The sequence below is a fragment of the Rhodopseudomonas palustris genome, assembly GCF_003226555.1.
GTDB lineage: Bacteria > Pseudomonadota > Alphaproteobacteria > Rhizobiales > Xanthobacteraceae > Rhodopseudomonas > Rhodopseudomonas palustris_I.
In genome coordinates, this window is sequence record NZ_QKQS01000010.1 from 12,887 (window position 1) to 32,273 (window position 19,387).

General features: G+C 61.5%; 8 protein-coding genes. 2 read left to right on the plus strand and 6 right to left on the minus strand.

The window, feature by feature from the left end:
* Positions 1-540: 540 nt before the first annotated feature.
* The 6 genes from DNX69_RS06320 to DNX69_RS06350 form a co-directional block, all read right to left on the minus strand.
* Positions 541-882 carry a curlin repeat-containing protein gene (locus DNX69_RS06320; RefSeq protein ID WP_110785175.1) on the minus strand — a complete coding sequence of 114 codons (342 nt, stop codon included), beginning with the start codon at positions 880-882 and terminating at the stop codon, positions 541-543.
* 537 nt (positions 883-1,419) lie between these two features.
* Positions 1,420-2,133, minus strand: a complete 714-nt coding sequence (locus DNX69_RS06330) for a 4'-phosphopantetheinyl transferase family protein (RefSeq protein WP_110785177.1) — start codon at positions 2,131-2,133, stop codon at positions 1,420-1,422.
* Between the two features lie 15 nt (positions 2,134-2,148).
* A complete protein-coding gene (locus DNX69_RS06335; RefSeq protein ID WP_234826876.1) occupies positions 2,149-3,237 on the minus strand; it encodes a dienelactone hydrolase family protein in 1,089 nt (362 codons plus the stop codon).
* A gap of 95 nt (positions 3,238-3,332) precedes the next feature.
* A complete protein-coding gene (locus tag DNX69_RS06340) occupies positions 3,333-5,645 on the minus strand; it encodes a condensation domain-containing protein (RefSeq protein WP_234826877.1) in 2,313 nt (770 codons plus the stop codon).
* Complete coding sequence (locus DNX69_RS06345; RefSeq protein ID WP_110785180.1) at positions 5,645-13,687, minus strand: non-ribosomal peptide synthetase/type I polyketide synthase; 8,043 nt, start codon at positions 13,685-13,687, stop codon at positions 5,645-5,647. Before DNX69_RS06345 ends, DNX69_RS06340 begins: the two co-directional genes overlap by 1 nt.
* Positions 13,688-13,709: 22 nt before the next feature.
* Entirely contained in the window at positions 13,710-15,623 is a 1,914-nt protein-coding gene (locus tag DNX69_RS06350) for a non-ribosomal peptide synthetase (protein WP_110785181.1), read from the minus strand.
* 523 nt (positions 15,624-16,146) lie between these two features.
* On the opposite strand from DNX69_RS06350, the gene DNX69_RS06355 reads away from it, so the two are divergent.
* Positions 16,147-17,286, plus strand: coding sequence for an acyltransferase family protein (locus DNX69_RS06355; RefSeq protein ID WP_110785182.1), 1,140 nt, complete (start codon positions 16,147-16,149; stop codon positions 17,284-17,286).
* Between the two features lie 89 nt (positions 17,287-17,375).
* Positions 17,376-19,193: a glycosyl hydrolase gene (locus tag DNX69_RS06360; protein ID WP_110785183.1), complete on the plus strand. Its 1,818-nt coding sequence runs from the start codon at positions 17,376-17,378 to the stop codon at positions 19,191-19,193.
* The last annotated feature ends 194 nt before the right edge of the window (positions 19,194-19,387 follow it).

The following is a 19,387-nucleotide window of genomic DNA, read 5'->3' on the forward strand; positions in this document are numbered from 1 at the left end:
GACGATCTCAGCGGGTGGGCGGTCTCGCTTGCTGGGTGGCGCTATAGCAGGCTTGCGACGACGCATTGCTCGGATCGCAAGACACTTGTCCGCTGCTTGCTCCGGCCGGCGCAAGCGCTCCGCCTAATTCAGGCGCCCCTTTCGGTTTCGTCGCGTCCGGCTTCTGTTCGCCCGCCGCTGATTTCGGAGCAACCAATCCGCTCTCCGGCGAGAGTTTGGGGACCTGCCCCTCCCGAGTCGCCAGCGGCGGCAGCATGCCGCGCGGCTGCTGAACATAGACTTCGCTGGCGAGCCTGAATGTCCCCGTCTGATCTGCCGAGGGCGACCTTGCGACGTCGCCAGCCGAAACGAGACCACCGACGCTCATCACCGCCAATAGCATGGCCGGATATGACATCTGCTTCTCCCTTCGCGATGGGAGATCGTCCGCCTTCGGACGACTCTCTCGGTCATCGTCCTTAGCACCGTTGATCTCAAATGGCGAAGCCTTCGGTCGGCCAGCGCACGCTGCCCGATCGATACCGCTTCGCCTTTTCGAAGCTACCGGCGCTGGCTGACGATGGCGCTGTTCTGGAATCCTTGCTGGATGATGTAGGACGAGTTCCCACCGCCAACCTGCGCCAAGACAGCCGAGTTCAAGGTACCAGACTGAGCGACCATCGACACGTTAGCGGTACCAGGATCAGGCATCGCCGCGGCAGCCCTCATCAAGCGCGCCGCGCTTTCGATCGTCACCGGAACAGCCGTCGTTCGCGCCGACCCACTTGGCGCCTGCTGTGTCGTCCCGCTGACGGGCTGGCTGACATAGGCTTCGCTAGCCCAGGCTGTCTGATCTGCTGCAATCAGGACGGCGGCAACTGACAGTATCCGGATGATCCGCATCGGTGCTCCCCCTCGATCCCATCAGTATCGTGCGCCGCTCCTTTCGGAATCGTAACGCGACCGACCACCCACCCCTTCAACTTTCGGAAGCTGCTCGACGTTCGAATGTTGGAGTTGATATCAGGCCACGCCCTTCACGGCTCGAGAGCGCTCTTCACTTGGCGAAAATCAGCCAGCCAATACCGGCCCACAGTCCAGAGCTGATGAACACCGCGCCAACCCACGGCCACGGAGATGAATACCGGAGCTCCGCCCGCGGGCCCGATGGCAGGCCGGCATCGTGTTCCGCACTTCCGTAAGCCGATTCGCGAACTTCGGAGAATGAAATTCCAGAGCTCTTCATTGCCCCCTCCGCCCAATGCCGTGACAATGAGCGCCAAAGGTTAACCAAAGTTTGTGAACGTGGGACGAGCATCGACAGCATCCGAGACGGCGGCCTACGAGACAGCAGGACGATGAGAAGGGATATGCTGGGGACAGGTCCAAGCCCGCGCTCAGCATCAGCGCAGCCGTTCACCCGAACTCATCGACCTCGCTCTAGAACGAGCGCGTTGTGCCCGAACGCGCGCGGATGGGCCGCTCGAAACGAAACCTGCGCACGCGGGGGCGGCTCTGTAGCCCCGCGCCGGCAACAGCGGCGGCCCTTGCATCCGAGCTCAGGTCGATCAAAGCGAGCCTAGGAGTCACAGCGCTGCGCACCGACACACTCCAACTGCCACAATCATCAAGCGGCACACGAAACAGCTTGGGATCGAGCAGAAAGCCTGTTCCGACAGCCTTCGCGACCGCCTCCTTGCGGGTCCATCCGCGAAGGAAAAGGTCATTGCGGACAGATCTTTCCAAGCGATGCAAGCAAGCGGCCTCGTGTGGCTCAAAGATGGTATCGATCATGTCGGAGTAGTCCGCTGTGTCGTCGCGGTCCTCGACATCGACTCCCACGGCCCCGGCTCTCGAGATGGCGATCAGTCCGGTCCGCCGGCTATGTGAAAGATTGAAATCGATCTCTGCCGAGCGGTCGGCAACGAACGGCCGGCCGTGAGGGCCCACGGTGATCGGGACTGCCCCGGGAACGATATCCAGGAGCTCGGAAAGACGCAGACGCAAAGCCGTGTGAATCAAGCCATAGCGATAGCGATCGTCAGCATGGATGAACGCATCTGCTGCGGCCGTCTCGCGCCGGTCCAGGACCTGCCAATCCACCGCTGCGGCATCTTCGAAGCCGATCTCCCAGATCTCAACTGGTTCGCTCATTGAGTAAGACCTGGTCTAGTTCGCCGAACCGACGCCCAGCCGCGGACGGGTCGGACTAAGGCCCTCGATCTCCGTCACCGATCTAACCTCGGCAAAATCAGCCCGAGGCGTACTCCCATGCTGGATCAGATGCCCGACGAGAAACCGGAGCAGAAGCGTATCGATGATCGCATGTATGCGCTCCGGCGCAAGACGCTTGGGAGCCCACGGCCGCCAATGACGCCAGCGATCCTCGGCGTAGAGCTGATCGGAGAAATCCGAATGCCTCGCACCATCGATAATGAACACCTTCGAGCCGGACGAGCGGGCAAGCCCTAACAGGCAGCCGAAATCCTCCCATCCGATCCTGGTCTCGTAGTTCGGACGATGCGACCAGATGCTCCCGGAAGGCTGGAGAGCCGCATACACTGCCAGGAACGGCCGCTGCAGCCCGGCGGCGGCGGGAGTGTGAATCACCCAGCCATCGAGATCCACACCGGCCGCAAAACGCCCATCCACGGCAATCGCTCTCGCCGCGACGGCGCCGCCGAACGAATAACCGACGACCGCGATCCGCGAGAAATCGACGCCTTCGAGCAACTCTGACGCCTGCCCGGCGCGAAGCGCATCCAGAACCCGCTGGAGCTTGTCATATCCCAGCCGGGTTCGACGCTCACTCGTGATCGGAAAGCTCGTATAGTCCTGCGTGGTCTGCATGCTGAACGGCGCCAATCGGACCATCTCGTCCGCGGCGTTGGTTGCAGGATCTGGCCGATCATGACTGATATCGTCCATGGCGACGACAATGAATCCCGCGCCGGCAATCGTGGAGAGCATCACATCATTCTCGGAGCGGCGGCCGCCCCAGGACGGCACGTAGATCACCAGCGGCAGTCCATGATCAGGACCACTCCACTCGACCGCGGGATGCGGTGCTGGAGGCAGCTGGTCCGGCCTCCAAATTCGAACCGGGATTCCGGTCTCCGTTCTCGGATCGGTCAACACTACCTCTCCGACGCGCGCCTGATCAGTCGGCTTGACGAGCTTCGAGGCCCGACGTTCGGCCCACATCGAGCCTCCTACAAGCGCAGCCGAAACAAGCCCCGCCAGAATGATGAGAAGCACGAGAACATCCCGACGCATCTTTCAGCCGAGCCCCTGTCGGCCACATCCGGCAGACGCGTAGAGATGGCAGCTCGCCGGCGACATCGCACCTGTCCTCAGCCTACGGAGCGCTCCGCGGACCAGCGGCCTTCTCGCCGATCGATCACCCAGCTCATATATTCGGCGATGGTCGCCACCGCAGGTTCGCGGGTCATGTCGTCGTGCACACCAGGAACGTCGAAGATCCGCAACTGCCCATTCACGACCTTGTCCCATCCCAGGCCGCGCTCGAACAGCCGTCCGACGCGCGATTTCGAGCTTCGGAACAGCACGACTTCAGCGTCATACGGCTTCCAGGGATACAAGGCCCTAGCGTCCAGCAGATAGTCCATCAGGCCGTGATTGAGGAAATCCTCGTTGGTGGCCCTCGGACGTGGCGCATCTCCACCCCTGCCGATCAATCGGGCCAACGGATTGTTTCTGACGATCGAGTACTGCGACATGGCGGCAGCAATGCTCATGTCCCCGGACCTGATTTTCCGAATCCGCGCCATCAGATCTGGTATGATCCTGTCGGTCAGTTGGACTCGCCTCAGGAAACGGTCGAACCGGCTCATCGATTCCACATAACCGGGTGCGACAGCGTCGAGCAGAAAGATCACCGACACTTCGCCATTGAGGCTCTTCAGTTGCTGCGCAACTTCGAGCGCAACGTTGCCCATCAGGCAGAGGCTGATCAGATAGTACGGCCCAACGGGGTCGTGAGCCCGAATCTGCCGAACCGCGCAGGCTGCGATCCTGCAAATGCTGTCCTGATCGAGCGGCGGCAACGTGGCGTCATCAGCCCATTGCAAGTCGATGAAGGGGCGTCCCGCTGCAACCCGCTGCACCAACGGATAGTACAAGGACCTGTTGCTCAACGCAAAGATCGGCGGCAGCTTGCCTTCGGACTGTAGCACGCAAGGCTGGAAATAAGGCCGCGTGGGACGCCGGCCCGACAGCCTCCGCTCCAGCGAGAACGCAACTGGAGTGACGACGTCACCGGTCGGCTGATCGCCCTTCGAAGTCCGAGCCCAGCCTCCCCGGTCGCTCTCGACCAAATTGGCCTGAGCCTCCATCTCCTCGGACCACGCTTTCAGCAGCGCATCGGCGGCTGCGGCGACATGATGGTCGGTGTTGTACTCACACGAGATTCGCCACCCCTCCTGCCGCTCCACCAAAAAGAAGCTGAATTCGTAGAGGCAGCCCGTCGTCACAGAGGGCAGCGACACCAGCTCAAGGGCGCCGCGCTGGATCACACCGACCTGGCTGGTCTCGACATTGGCGGCCTGCGCCGCAAAGTTGATGGCGTAGCCGAGCGGCAGATCTTTTCGATCCGACAATTCGATGCCGGCGGTGATCTCAGCAAAGGGCAGCGCCTTGTTCGCCAGCGCCTGCGAGACCTCGTCCCTGATGCTGCGCGCGTGCGCAAGCGGATCGTTCTCCGCATCGATCCCGAGCCTTAGGACGACGGTATTGACCACGGGGCCGACCAGGTCGAACAGCAACGGATCATCGCGGTTGGCGACCTGCGTTCCGACGACGATCTCGTCGGTCTCCAGCTCGCGGCCGAGCGCACGCGTCAGGGCCGCACACGCCAGCCCGTACATCGTGAACCCTTCACGCCGCGCCAGCGATTGCAGCGCATCCGTCAATGGCCGCGGAAGAACACGGCTCCGGATCTCGCCGTCACGACCGGCATCGAGCACGCGCTGCCTGGTGGGTTTGATGTCGAGGGGTGAAAGCCCCGACAGCTTGCCACGCCAGTACTGACGCTCCTCTGTCAGGCCGTCGCTCGCCAGCAACGCCGATTGCCACTGCGCATAATCCGCGTATTGCAGGTCCAATTCGCGGCAATCCGGCCGCTGCCCCCGCTCCAGCGCTTCTACCGCAGCCGCGAATTCGCGCGCGATCAGCCCGACTGACCAGCCATCAGCGATCGCGTGATGAAAGGTCAGCAGCAGGATCGCCTCGTTCGGCGAGCGTCGAAGCACCGTCGTTCGCCAAGGCGGCGCGACCAAGGGATCGAAGGGTGCCCTCGCCTCCAAAGATGCAAGTCGCTCCGCCTCCGCCTGATAGCGCTCGTTCGAGAGTTGCGACAAATCGATCAGAGACAGCCTGGGCGAGGCTTCGACGACAATCTGTGAGTAGCCGTCGGCCGAGCGTTCAAATCTCGTCCGGAGCGCCTCGTGCCGGCCGGCGAGAAAGTCGAGCGCCTTCTGAATTGTCTGGTCGTGCACCGCCCCCTTCATCAGCCATCGCATCGCGACGTTGGCGAGCGATGAGCCTGGATCGTCTCTCTGCACTTCGAGATACCGCTCCTGAATGCTAGTGCAGCGGACGGGCTCAAACCCAGGCTCTTGCCCGACGACGGAGGGGGCCTGCGTCATCATGTTGTCCTCACGCGGCTCGAGGGGCGCCGAAACTCGGCGAGCGATGGCGTCTTCTTGTCCGACGTCTGCGCTCTTGCCGCGACGGAAGCCCGCCGCGCCAAATCGCTCATGCTCGGGTTGGTCATCAGATCTTGTGCCCGGATCGGCAGCTTCGCTTCGGAAAACCGCGCGGCCATCCGAAAGACGTGCAGGCTGGTCGCACCGAGAGCGAAAACCCGGTCGCCCGGCTTGATCCCGGTTCGGTTCAACGCCGCCTCGACGACAGAGATGACCTTGTTCAGAACGTCCGGTGCCGGCTCGTCGCGCACCTCCGCCTTCTCAATGAAACTGACGACGATCGGCGGTCTGACGATCGTCGCAGACAGCGCCTTCCGGTCCAATTTTCCGTTTGCGGTCTTGGGCAATTCAGCAACCGCTACAAAGCGGTTAGGAACCATATAATGAGGAAGACTGAGCTGCGCCGTCTGCTGCAGGCTGTCGATGCTCACCGGCATCCCCGGCTTCGCCACGAAGGCAGCTACCAACGCCGCGTCCGCTGTGTCCGCATTCTCGACCATGATCGCGGCGTCCACGATCTCTGGACAAGTCCGCAGCACGGACTCGATCTCTTCCAACTCGATGCGGAAGCCGCGGATCTTCACCTGCTGGTCGCGTCGGCCAAGCAGTTGGATGCCGCCGTCCGCCAGCCGCACGGCCAGATCGCCGGTTCGATACAGACGCACCGTTTCGTCATCCTGCAACGACATCACCGGAAATGCTGCGGCAGTCAGATCGGGCTGGTCGACATAGCCTTTTGCCAGACCCAGACCGCCAATCCACAGCTCTCCCGGCGTGCCGACCGGCGCGTGCGTTCCGTCGTCAGACAGAATGTGGAGATCGGTATTAGCTACAGGCTCACCGATCACGATCGGCCGGCTGGCATCGACAATCCGCCCGCAGGCCGACCAGATTGTGGTCTCCGTCGGCCCATACATGTTCCACAGCTCGAAGCCTGCGGCGATCAGCTTCTCGGCAACATCGCGCGGCAGCGCCTCTCCGCCGCTCAATGCGCGGAGCGGCCGTGACGGCTGCAAGCCTGCTTCAAGAAGCACGCGCCAAAGCGTCGGAGTGGCCTGAACGATCGTCGCAGAGCTGGTTTCGATCAGCCGGACGACGCCCTCGGGTTCAAGCAACCTGTCCTTGCCACAGATCACGGTTCGCCCACCACAATACAGCGGCAACAGAAGCTCAAGAACCGCGATGTCGAACGACACCGTGGTCACTGCGACGATCCGATCATCGGCACCGAAGCCAGGCCGGACCGCCATCGAACCGAGGAAGTTGGCTAGTGCGCGGTGAGTGATCTCCACGCCTTTCGGTGTTCCGGTCGAGCCGGACGTGAAAATCATATAGGCGGTCGAGTCCAGCACCTCTTGCGGCGATGCCGGTTCGGGACGAACCGACAATGCAGCATCGATCTGCGCGGCATCTCGCGCCAGATCGATGACGGGCGCGCCCATTTCGGCTGCAACCGGACAGTCCTCCCCTGACGTAATGAAGACCGCAACTTCGGCGGCTTCGGCCATCTGCCGAATCCGAAACAGGGGGAGCGAAGGATCAACCGGGACGTAAGCGAGACCCGCCTTCGCCACGGCGACCAAGGCAACCGGCAGGTCAAGACCGCGCTGAACCGCGACCGCGACCCGGGCTCCGTTGGCCGGAGCCATCGCTTTCAGCAGACCTGCAATTCGATTGCTTCTCGATTCCAGATCACGGTAGCGTAGAACGTCGGTTTCGTATTCCACCGCAATCGCATCAGGTGTGCGGTCACAGTTTCGCTCGATCATCTCGACCAGCGGAATGTCGAAACGCGAAGGCTGCAGAGTCGTTGCTCGACCGCTTTCGAGTTCGCCGACGACTGGCTCCTCCAGCTTCAATTCCTGCAGGATGATCTGCGGCTGCTCGAGCGCCTGCGCCAAGACGTTGCGGAGCTGATCAAGCCATCGCGACACCGTCGCCCGATCCAGAAGATCAGTTGCGAAATCGACCTCTATCGTGATGTCGTCGTCCATCTCGATCATGTTGATGAAGATGTCGAAATTGACGAACGCCTTGGGATTGGTCTCCACGCGCGTGTCGACGTCGCGGAATGTCAGCCGGGAGCCGACCCGTTCAAGGTTGAACTGAATGTCCGACAGCGGCGTCCGGTTGATGCCGCGGGGAATGTCGAGGTCGCGGACCAGAGACCCCAACGTGTAGTCCTGGTGGTCGAAGATCTCGTTCAGCTTCCCGTCGACGTGCTTCAGATGTTCACAGAATGACACCGCGGACCGAGCTGTAACCGGCACCGGCAGGAAGTTCACGCAATGCCCGACCAGATCCTGCCGATCCAGCAACGCCTGACCGCCCATTGGAACGGTCAACACAACGCGCTCGTTGTCGCAAAGCCGCGCGAACAGCATCTGCGCCGAGGCGAACAGCACCGTGAACAGGGTTATGCCCTGGCGCTTGGCCAGCTCCCTCGCGCTACCGCAAAGGTCCTGCCCCAGCTGCTCGCGCAGGGATGCACCGAGGAAGCTCTTGACCTCCGGGCGTGGGCGGTCGAGCGGAAGCTCCGAGGCGACAGGCACATCCGCGAACTGCGTCCGCCAGAACTCGATCGTGGATGTCGACGGCCGCGGCCGCTCCGCAGCATGTTCGGCGAAACTCGCGGCGGGTATCAGCGCCGGCGTTCTTCCGTCACGATAGGCGTTGTAGATCGCGGCCAAGTCGCCGAGCAGGACGTTCATCGACCAGCCGTCACAGATGATGTGATGCGCGGTAAAGACCAATACGTGGATGTCAGGCCCCAGACACAGAACGCTGGCACGAATCAGGGGTCCGTTGAATAGGTCGAACGGCGTTCTGGCATCCTTGGCCAGCCACTGTGCCAGTTCGGCATCGCCGTCCGCCTCGTCGAGCTTGATGACCGGCACTTTGGGAACGCAATCCGGACTGATCTCGAGCATTCCGGTGAAGTCGACGACACGGCCACGAAGTGCCTCGTGACGCCGAACGACTTCTTCAACCGCCTTGATCAACGCGCTTGAGACCAGCGCTCCCTCGAAACGCACGCTGACCGACTCGTTGAACGCCATCGAGGCTGCATCGCCCATTTGAGCCGCGAGCAACACCTCCATCTGAGGCTCCGTCAGCGGAACCAATTTGGGCTTCAGCCGCTGTGGTTGAGCTTGGTCGTCACCGGTCCGATAAGACTTCTTGGTGATGCTCTTGAGCTCACCCTTGATCAGCCCGGCGTTCGCGAAGGCGCCTATTGCCCTTTCGAACGCGCCGTCGATCGCTTGGCACTGAGCGGCCTCATGTGCGGTGGTGAGAAAACATGGGAAGCCTTCGTGAACATGGATCCCCTGCAGGCGAAGCTCGGCGAACAGCAGGCCGGCAAACCGCCCCAACGGCAAACCATCGACAAAGAACCAGCTCGCACACGTCTCGGCCCGCGTCGGCAGTCCATGGCTCTCAAGGTGAGAATTGATCCGATCGACCAGCTGCCCCGTGCGCTGCGCCAATGGCGCGTAGATCTCGGCCTTGTTCCGTTCGATGTGATCAAGCACGGCGCGTGCGGCGGCAAGCACCATGGGGTGCCGGACGAACGTTCCGGCGAAGAATGTCGGAGCGACTTCGGGCTCGCTATCGTCGCCGTATTGCCAGAAGCCGCCATCGAGAGCGTCCATGAATTCGGCACGGCCGGCGACCACACCGATCGGCATTCCTCCGCCAAGCACTTTGCCGTAGGTCGCCAGATCGGCCTTGATACCGAAGACCTTTTGCATGCCACCGGGGTCAACTCGGAAGCCCGTCACCACCTCGTCGAATACCAGCGCCGTCCCGCTCTTCGCGGTCAGCTCTCGGAGCGACGCTACGAAGTCCCGCGGCTGTAAAGCTGGATGCCGGCTTTGAATCGGCTCGACGATAACGGCGGCTAGATCGTCGGCCATTTGACTGACAAGCTCGAGGCTTGTTGGATGGCCGTACGGCAGAACGATCATCTGTCCGACGTTTTCAGCCGGGATGCCGGACGCGATCGGAAGTGCACCGGGGACGCTGCCCGCGCGGCACGACTTGATCAGAACCTCATCGAACTGACCGTGATAGGCGCCACTGAACACGACGACCTTCTGTCGTCCGGTCACAGCGCGCGCCACCCGGATGGCGGCCATGACAGCTTCGGAACCGGTGTTGCAGAAGGCGACCCGCTCATTGCCGGTCATAGCGCTAATTCGCGCCGCGACTTCCCCGGCCAGTTCGGTCTGCGGTCCGATCGCGAATCCGTCTTCCAACTGTGCGTGCAACGCGGCGGCGACGAATGACGGGACATGGCCGAACATCGTCTGGCCGTAGCCATTCACCAGATCAATGTATTCGTTGCCGTCGATATCCCAGATCGCCGCTCCCTTCGACCGGTTGCACACGATCGGGTACACCATCTCCTTCCACTGCGCATTGAAGCCGCTCGCGGTCCGGGGATCAGCAAGAACTCTGCGCGATGCCTGAGCGCGTGACTTCGATCCAGGCGTACGATCGTTATAACGCCGGACGAGGTTCTCGATGTAGGCCAGCTGCTCCGATGCGAGTGCGAGATCGCCGGCGCCGGCGCCGGCGCCGGGGCGATACATCTTGAACCGACCGCCTCCCTCCTCTCCCGTGTCCGGCATCACAAGAGCTTTGTCTGGCGAAGGGGCTTCGCCGCTATTGGCCGGCACCGCAGCAACCGGCAACTCAGCAGTGACGCGCCCTTCCTTGCCGACGACCGCCAGCTGAGCGGCAAAAATCCGCTCCATCGACTGAAGCTGCTCGCGAAGCAACGCCTCGACTCCCGTGGCGCCCGCCATCGCCGGCGCTGGCGGATCTTTCGACACTGCAGCCTCTGTCGGCGGCTCGACCATCGCCACTTGGGGATTCACGACCGCACGCTCGACCTGGGGCAATTTGTCGGCCGGTGCCGACGTCTTCAACATCGCAGCCAGGGCGTCCATGGAGTTGAGATCTCGCATCAACTGCCGGAACGTGATCTTCACGCCGAACGACTTGTTGACGCGCTGCGCGACCTGACCGAGCAGCAGGGAATCAAACCCAAGTGAAATGAACGAGGTCGCCGCGTCCTGATCCGAAAGAGGTCGCCCCGAGACATCTGACAGGATAGCCGCAAGCGCCTTGATCAGCGCCTTCGAGACCTCGTCACCCGACATCTTGCTCTCCATCGAAACGCTACTCGGACCATTCCGATCGCTACGCACCTCCTGCGGAGGCACGGTCCGAGGGGACGTGTCTCCTCGGGCAGACGCGACTGGCACGATAATCTCGGGGCCGGCCGAAGCAGGACGCGCGATCCAATGGCGCGTCCGCTCGAACGGATAGCTTGGCAATCTCAGCCGTGGCGCCCCCGCGGCCGGGCGAACATCGGATTTCAACCTCGCGCCATTTGCCCATAGATCGCCCAGCGCTTGAGCAAAGGTGAGCTCTTCGTCGTTTCGTTCCGCATAGTCCGGGGCCGTGGGAATGATCGCCCGGACCTTGGAGGCGGACGATGACGCCCCTGCGAACGTCGACAGAGTCCTGCCCGGACCGACCTCCACCAGAAGGCAATCCGCCCGCTGAGATATCGCATCGATCAGCGTGGTGAGCGCGGCGCGGAAGCTGACAGGCTCGCGACATTGACGGGCCCAATAGGCCGGCGACGTGGCCTCCGCCGCAGTCATCCAAGTTCCTGTGACGGTCGACATCAACCGGCGCTTCGGTGGCCGGAGTGCAATCCCGGCGGCAACCTTCTCGAGTTCGATCGCCACTGGATCCATCATCACGGAATGGAAAGCGTGTGACGTGTGCAGACGCCGATGCGGGATCTCCAACCTTTCCAACCGCCGCTCCAGCTCTTCCACAGCCTCGAAAGGACCGCTGGCGACACTGAGACGGGGCGAATTGTCAGACGCGATCTCGACACCGGCTGGCAAATGCGCCGAAAGCTCACCAGCGGCCAACCGCACGCTGAGCATGGCGCCCGGCGCCTGGGCCTGCATGATCCGTCCGCGATGCACCACGAGATTGAGCGCATCCTGATACGACATCACGCCCGCCAGCGCCGCCGCCACCAGTTCGCCGAGGCTATGGCCGATCATCGCTTTCGGCTCGATCCCGGACCGGAGCAGACGCTGTGCTAAGGCATACTCGACGAGGAAAAGCGCAGGCTGCGCCAAGGTCGTCGACAGGATCGCATGATCGTCATTGTCACGGTCGTCGAACAGCACCGCGAGGATATCGACACCGAGGTGTTCTTTGACGATTGCCGCGCCGAGTTCGACATCGGCGCGGAATTCGCGATCGGACTCGAAGAGCCGCCGCCCCATCCCCGGGTACTGAGCGCCCTGGCCGGGAAACATGAACACCGCGCCGGGACGAAGTGATACCGACCGCGCATCGGAGCTGACTTCCCGCAGCGACCGGACTGCTCCCTCCACGGAGTTCACCGCGACCGCCCAGCGCCGATCGAACGTTCGCCGCCCTGCAGCCAGGGTGTGGGCAAGTTCGTTCAAACCAACCCGTTCTCCACGCTGCACTGCGGTTTCAAGATGGTCGGCGAGCCGCAGCCGCATTGTCTCCAGCGCGGTGGGAGTCTTGGCAGACAGCCGGAGAACCACTGCATTCTCGACCTGCGACGCCCCCTCCGCAGCAGTCGGCGGCGACTCTTCCAGGCACAAATGAACATTGGTGCCTCCGACGCCGAAGGCGCTGACGCCGGCGCGACGCGGCGCATCGCCGCGAGGCCACTCCTGCAATTCCGTCGTCACCCGAAATCCCCGCTTGGCGAGGTCGAGGCGTGGGTTCGGCTCGGCAAAATTCGCCTGAGGCGGAAGAATGCCGTGGTGAAGCATCAACGCGGTCTTGATCAGACCCGTTACGCCCGCCGCGGCATCCAAGTGACCGACATTGGCCTTCACCGATCCCAAAGCGCAGTAGCGATCGGCGACCACACCGGTGGACGCTTCAGCAAACGCTTGCGACAGCCCCTCGATCTCGATTGGATCGCCGAGCGGCGTGCCGGTACCGTGACACTCGACGTAGCCGATGGATTCAGCGTCAAATCCAGCCATCGCGAGCGCAGCCGCGATGCACTCCGCCTGCCCTCCGACGCTGGGGGCCGCAAATCCGACCTTGGCTGCGCCATCATTATTGATGCCGTAACCTCTGATCACCGCATAGATCGCGTCGCGATCAGCGACAGCATCCGCCAACCGTTTGATTGCCACCACGCCGGCGCCGGAACCGAACACAGTCCCGGCCGCGTCGATATCGAACGGCCGGCAGGTGCCATCGCGCGAGGCAATGCCGCCGTCTTGATAGATATATCCTCGCTTCTGAGGGAACGTGATCGAGACGCCACCGGCCAATGCCATGTCGCATTGCAGAGCCGCAAGACTTTCGCAGGCTTGCGCGACGGCAAGAAGCGATGTCGAACAGGCACTCTGGACAGAAACCGCCGGTCCCTTGAGATTGAGCTTGTAGGCGACCCGCGTCGCAATGAAATCATTGAGTGTACCGAGTAGCTCCGAATAGGAGCCCACTTGGAAGTTCGACGTGAACCGCTCGACCGCTGGGCGATCGGGGCACACGTGTCGCAAAAAATAGGTATTCAGCGAGCTGCCCGCGAAGACGCCGACCGCCCCCTGATAACGCTCCGGGTCGTACCCCGCATCGTCCAACGCTTCAGCGCAAATCTCGAGGAACACCCGCTGCTGCGGATCGGTCAGATCAGCCTCGCGCGGCGACATCCCAAAGTAGTCGCTGTCGAACAGATCGACGTCGTCCAGAATCGGCTTGGACGCGACAAAATCGGGATCGGCACGCTCCTGGTCAGCGAAGGAGTCTTCCAGCTCTTCAGACGAGAAACTTGAAACGCTGGTGCGCCCCGCTTTGATGTTGTGCCAAAACTTGTGGACGTCGGATGCGCCTGGAAAGCGACCAGAGATTCCCACGATCGCGAAGCCGATCTCATTGTTGTCCGACATCTCGCCTCAGCTCCGTTTAGCCCTATGCGTGATGGCTCCAAACGCTAATCGCCCCATGCGCCGCATTCATCGCACGTCTCTGCCGGCGGCCACGCGCCGCTCCGGCAATGGCGAGCGACCGATGCGACGCTCCATCCAAACAAGCCTGGAATTCGGAGATGCTGGGATGCGCGAACAGATCGGTTACTGGAAACCGAAGCCCAGTCGCCGCCTGAATGCGCTCGTGCGCGGCGATCATCTGGAGCGAGGTCGCGCCAAGATCGAACAGGTTCGCCCTGGCATCGACCGACTTGCCCAGCAATGCGCTCCAGATGTCCGCAACGACCGATCCGACACTATCGCCGGAAAAGTCCTCGTCCTCATGACCGACGCCCAGCTGCTCCGCCGCGATCAGGTCGCTCAACAGCTTCGCTCTGTCGATCTTGCCGTTCTTGTTGAGCGGCAACTCATCCACGATCTTGATCGATGATGGGATCGCCTGGGCGGGAAATTGCGCCTTGAGCCTGCGGATGACGCCGGCTTCGAGATCACCGACCACGTCGCCTGACAGCGGCTTCAAGAAAGCGACAATCCGTTTCGCGTCGCCCCGATCCGAGGACAGAACCACAGCCGCGTCGGCGACGGCTTGATCCTGCCGGAGTGCCTGTTCCACCCCGTCGAGCTCAATACGCACGCCGTTGATCTTCACTTGACGGTCCCGGCGACCACGAAACTCGATCGCACCGTCGCTCCGACGACGGACGTAATCCCCGGTGAGATAAAGACGAGCCGCAGGATCATCCGACAACGGATCGACCACGAACTTCTCCGCTGTCAGCTCGGGGCGATTGAGATAGCCCAGCGCCAGCCCAATCCCGCCCGCGCACAGCTGACCTTCTTCACCGTCCGGAACGGGTTCCAGCGTCTCCGATAAAATGTGGACACTCGTGCCCGCAATTGGAAAGCCGATCGGGACCGCCCCATCGCCCCAGCCGGTGCGCGGGATCGAATAGCAGCACGTGAACGTCGTATTCTCGGTGGGGCCGTACCCGTTGACGATCGTGCATTCCGGCAACAGCGCCATCGCACGTCGAACGTGCGCCGGCGAAAGAACGTCGCCGCCGGCCAGTAGAGTCGTGAGGCCCGACAGCGCCTCGGGCCGCTCGTCCACCATCAGATGGAAAAGACCGGCTGTGAGCCAGGCCGTGTTGACGGAGAAACCTCCGAGCGTCTCGGCGATCCGATCGACCGACAGCACCGCATCTTCGACAATGACGATCTGCCCGCCGTTCAGCAACGGCCCCCAAATCTCCAACGTCGAGGCGTCGAACGCCAACGGCGCCGCATGCAGCATCACGGTCGCAGGCGACAGCGTCATGAAGTCCGTATCGACGACCAGCCTGACGACAGCCCGATGCGGCACCACCACGCCTTTCGGCCGCCCGGTCGACCCCGATGTGAACATCACATACGCCGGCAAGGATGAAGTCAGGTCGAGAGGCAGCGGATCTACCGGCTCATGCCGACAGGCCTCCAATTCATCACTCAATCGGCGCTGCTCTACTCCTTCAATCGGAACCGATTGATGCTCTGTCAGCGCAAGCACGGGCTGCGCATCCTGGATGGCGCTACTGATTGCTTCCAGTCCTAGCCCGACATCGACGGGCATATAGACCCCACCCGCCTTCAAGACAGCAGTCATGGCGATCAACGTATCAATCGAGCGCCCCGAGAGCAGGACAACAATTGCGCCGACCTTCACACCTCGTTTGACGAGCAACCGCGCCAATTGGTTCGACCGGCAATCAAACTCCGCGAAACTGATCTGTCCACGCTTAGAAGCGACCGCAATCGTCTCCGGAGACTGTCTGGCAATCCGCGCCAGGATCTCCGGAATAGTGCATTGCGCGACAGGACCACTATCAGCCTCTTTCTGGATAATCACGGTACTCGCCATGAACACTCTCTCCCGCGACCGGCTCACCGCAATCTGCCCCCGCAGATTGCATCAGCTTACTCTCGTCTTATCCATATGTGGAAGAGCTAACGCACACGGTTCACGCGAGCCTGATCTTTATTGTCCTTATTGGTCTCACCTGCTGCTAACGACGACCGCACCGATCCACGCGTGTTGACACATACGTCAACACGCCCCCCTCCCTCGCTCCTGATACACCCTCTGGAGCCCCCTCGGCCGACATCCAGACAGAACATGATCCACGCCAAGAACCCCTTGCAACATGAGCACTTCGCTACTTCGCGACATCTCAATAATGAACAAGACCGCGAGCCTCATTTCGGCAAGAGAACAACTCGCACTTGAAACTTTCCACAAAACCCACAATGATACTTCTCGATGCGCCGTCGCTCACTTCGATGCAGTTAAGCGCTAATCGATCAAGAAATTTCTGAAAGTACGTTGAACGTCGAACTGTTCAACACCGAATGCATCTTCGTCAACGATCATTGGTTATCGCACGATGTCATTGCAATCGCTCGGAGATCGCCTTGATGCAAGCGCCGGCCGACCGTCCGGCTTCGATTACATGAAGATCTCGCTCGCCATCTCGGTGATCGCGACGCACAGCGTGCTGACGAGCTATGGCCAAGCCGCGGATGCTGCAATGTGGGACACTCCCGCACGGCCATTTCTCAGATCGGTTCTTCCGATGTTCTTCGGCGTCAGCGGATTTCTGGTCGCCGCAAGCCTGGACCGCTGCAAGACGCTCATCAAATTTTTCGGACTTCGGGCGATCAGAATATTTCCTGCACTTGCCGTCGAGGTCGTTCTGTCTGCTTTTCTTATCGGCCCAATGCTCACGACGTTGGCATTGAGAGACTATTTCACAGACCAACTGTTCTTTCTCTACCTGCTCAACGCAATTGGCGAGATCCACTATCTGCTTCCAGGAGTATTCCACGACAATCCGAAGCCCGACACTGTAAACGCTCAGCTCTGGACTGTCCCCTACGAGCTGTACACCTACGGCGCGATCGGCGTTCTGGCTCTAGCGGGCGTTCAGCGATATCGAATCTTGGGCCCCTTGTCTGTCATTGTTCTTGTCGTGTTTCACTTTTTCGCCCGTCTGTGGTGGCACGGATGGCAATATGAGCCATTCAACGGAAATGTGCCGGGGCTTGCCCTGATGATCTCCGGACTCGTCGGCCTGTCGCTCTATTACTACCGTTACCAGATCCCATGGCGCTGGTCGGTATTTTGGTGCGCCACAGCAGTTGCTCTGCTCGGGATGTACTCCCGTTATGGCGGTGAATATTTCGGCGCGTTGGTCGTTCCTTACGTCGCGATTTTCCTCGGCCTAACCACGCCGCGGCGCCTCGCAATCGTTCGCGATCGCGATTACTCCTACGGGATCTACCTATACGGCTTCGTGATCCAACAGACATTCGCAGCCACTATCCCGGCCGGACGTGTCTGGTGGATCAATATTCTGGTGTGCGTGCCGATGGCGGCGATCCTGGCAGCCATGTCCTGGCACTTTGTAGAGCGCCCCGCTCAGCAACTGAAATCTCTGGTCTCGGCTCTCGAAAGGCACTATCTGCGGATCACTCGCCGAACCACCGTACTCCCCCAGAGCGCTCCCGCAAGGGCGGATGCATGAGAAGATGAACGCCCTGCCACAATTGCGGCTCCTGCTCGGACGCGCCCGAGCCAATGCGTTGACAATGTGATGGGGTGAGGCAAGCCAGAATGGCGATCGACGGCACTCGTCTTGAGCGTCCATCATCCATTCTTGGGCAGCTCCGCACTCGGAAGCGCCGGTTGACGCTCGCCGCCGTGACGCTCAGCGTGATGGCAGGGACCGCGGTATTTGATCAACGCAGCAGCTTCGCTTCGGGTGCGACCAGAGACCACTCAGAGCAGACGATCAGCCCTTGGGGCGTCGCCACCGGCGCCGAATGGCTCGATGATCACCGGCGCTTCAATCCGATCCTGGCAGGGGCCGGCGTGAAATGGCTGCGGGCCTTTCAGGAATGGCAGACAGTTCAGCCAAACCGAGGCACATGGAACTGGGCCCCGTCGGATCGACTGATCGGCGATGCGGCAGCCAACCGCATCAGCCTTCTGTATCCTCTCGCCTATTTGCCCCCCTGGGCTTCCGCCGACGGCAGCACGCGCGCCTTTCCGATCAAGGACATCCAATACTGGAGAGACTATGTCGGCGCTATCGTTGAGCGCTATCATGGAACGGTGAAGAACTGGGAGATCTGGAACGAGTTCAACGGCAGTTTCGCCATCAACGGAAACCCGTCCATCTACGCGGAGCTGGTCAGGGAAGCGTCGATTGCTGCAAAGCGGATCGATCCCTCGGCAAGGATCGGGCTCAGCGTGGCAAACTTCGACGTCGGCTTTCTGCAGCGCGCGATCGAAGCGGGCGCGGCCGGTCATTTCGACTTTATCTGCGTCCACCCCTACGAGAAGCTGGACCTGATCGAAGCCGGAGGAGAGACTGAGTTCATGGCGATGGCATCGACGCTGCGTCGGATGCTCGCCTCCCACAAGCTCGACGATACGCTCCCGCTCTGGATATCGGAAGTCGGTGCAGTCGCGACGACCGAGCCACAGTCCGAAGCAACCCAGTCGCGATTGCTGACAAAAGCCTACATCCTGGGGCTCGCGTCCGGTTTCGAAAAGATCTTCTGGTTCGAAGCGCGGGGGCCTGCCTATCACGATCAGGCAGACCACGGATTGCTCCGAACGGACTATTCACCGCGCCCCTCGTTTGTCGCACTTGCGACGTTGATCCGTCTACTGGGCGATCGCCCGACATATATTGGATCGGTAAGAGCGGGCGCTGACGGTCTCGGCTTTGTCTTCGAGGGCCGACAAGGTTTCGTAATGGCCGCTTGGAACAGCTCGGAAAAGGCCGCGGAAATGACCTTCGAGGCGCCGGTCCTGGTCACGCGTACCGACGGCTCGGAGGCCCCCCTGAATGCACGCCGGCCCGTCAGCCTGTCATCCGCCCCGGTGTTCCTTTCGAGGCTCCCCGACGCGATCGTGGAGCAGGCGAAGAGAAGCCATAACCTGCCGATCCAGCAAGATAGCGATTATTCGGGCGCCAATGCCGTCACGCTCTCTCTTCGCGAGACCAATCGCGGCAGCGGCGTGAAGCAGATCAATCCGCAGACCACCAAAGTGTTCGAGGACGAGGGGGCTGCGTCAAGGCGGCTCGATTTTTCGGTCGCGAACAACGAAGGTCACTACGCCTATTTCTCTGTGTCTCCGCAGTTCGTTCCGTGGGGTACCCGTCGATTGCAGATCACAATAGCGGTGAAGCGGCTCCCCGGAAGTCCGACGGCGGGATTCAGTTTGGACTATGAGTCCCAGAGAGGCTACGTCAGCGCTCCGTATCGCGAGATACCGAGCGCGTCAGACTGGCAGCAATTGACGTGGACGATCGACGACGCGAACTTCGTCGGTCAGTGGGGCTGGCACTTTCGGATCAATGCAATTGCTTCGCCTAGCGAATTTCTGATCAGGGACGTTCGTGTGGCAAGGCTGCCATGACACCGGATGCAGATCGGACCATCATCGATGTACCGGTCGCGATAGGGCTGAACAGGAGCTGCTCGTATCTGGTCAAACACGGCTCAATGTGTCCGGTCACTCTGCATCGCCGCGGCGATTGCCGAGCGTCCCCTCTCCGTCCGCAAGGCATCTTGCCTGAACGGATGAGTGTCTATGCGAACAACCCGGCATGA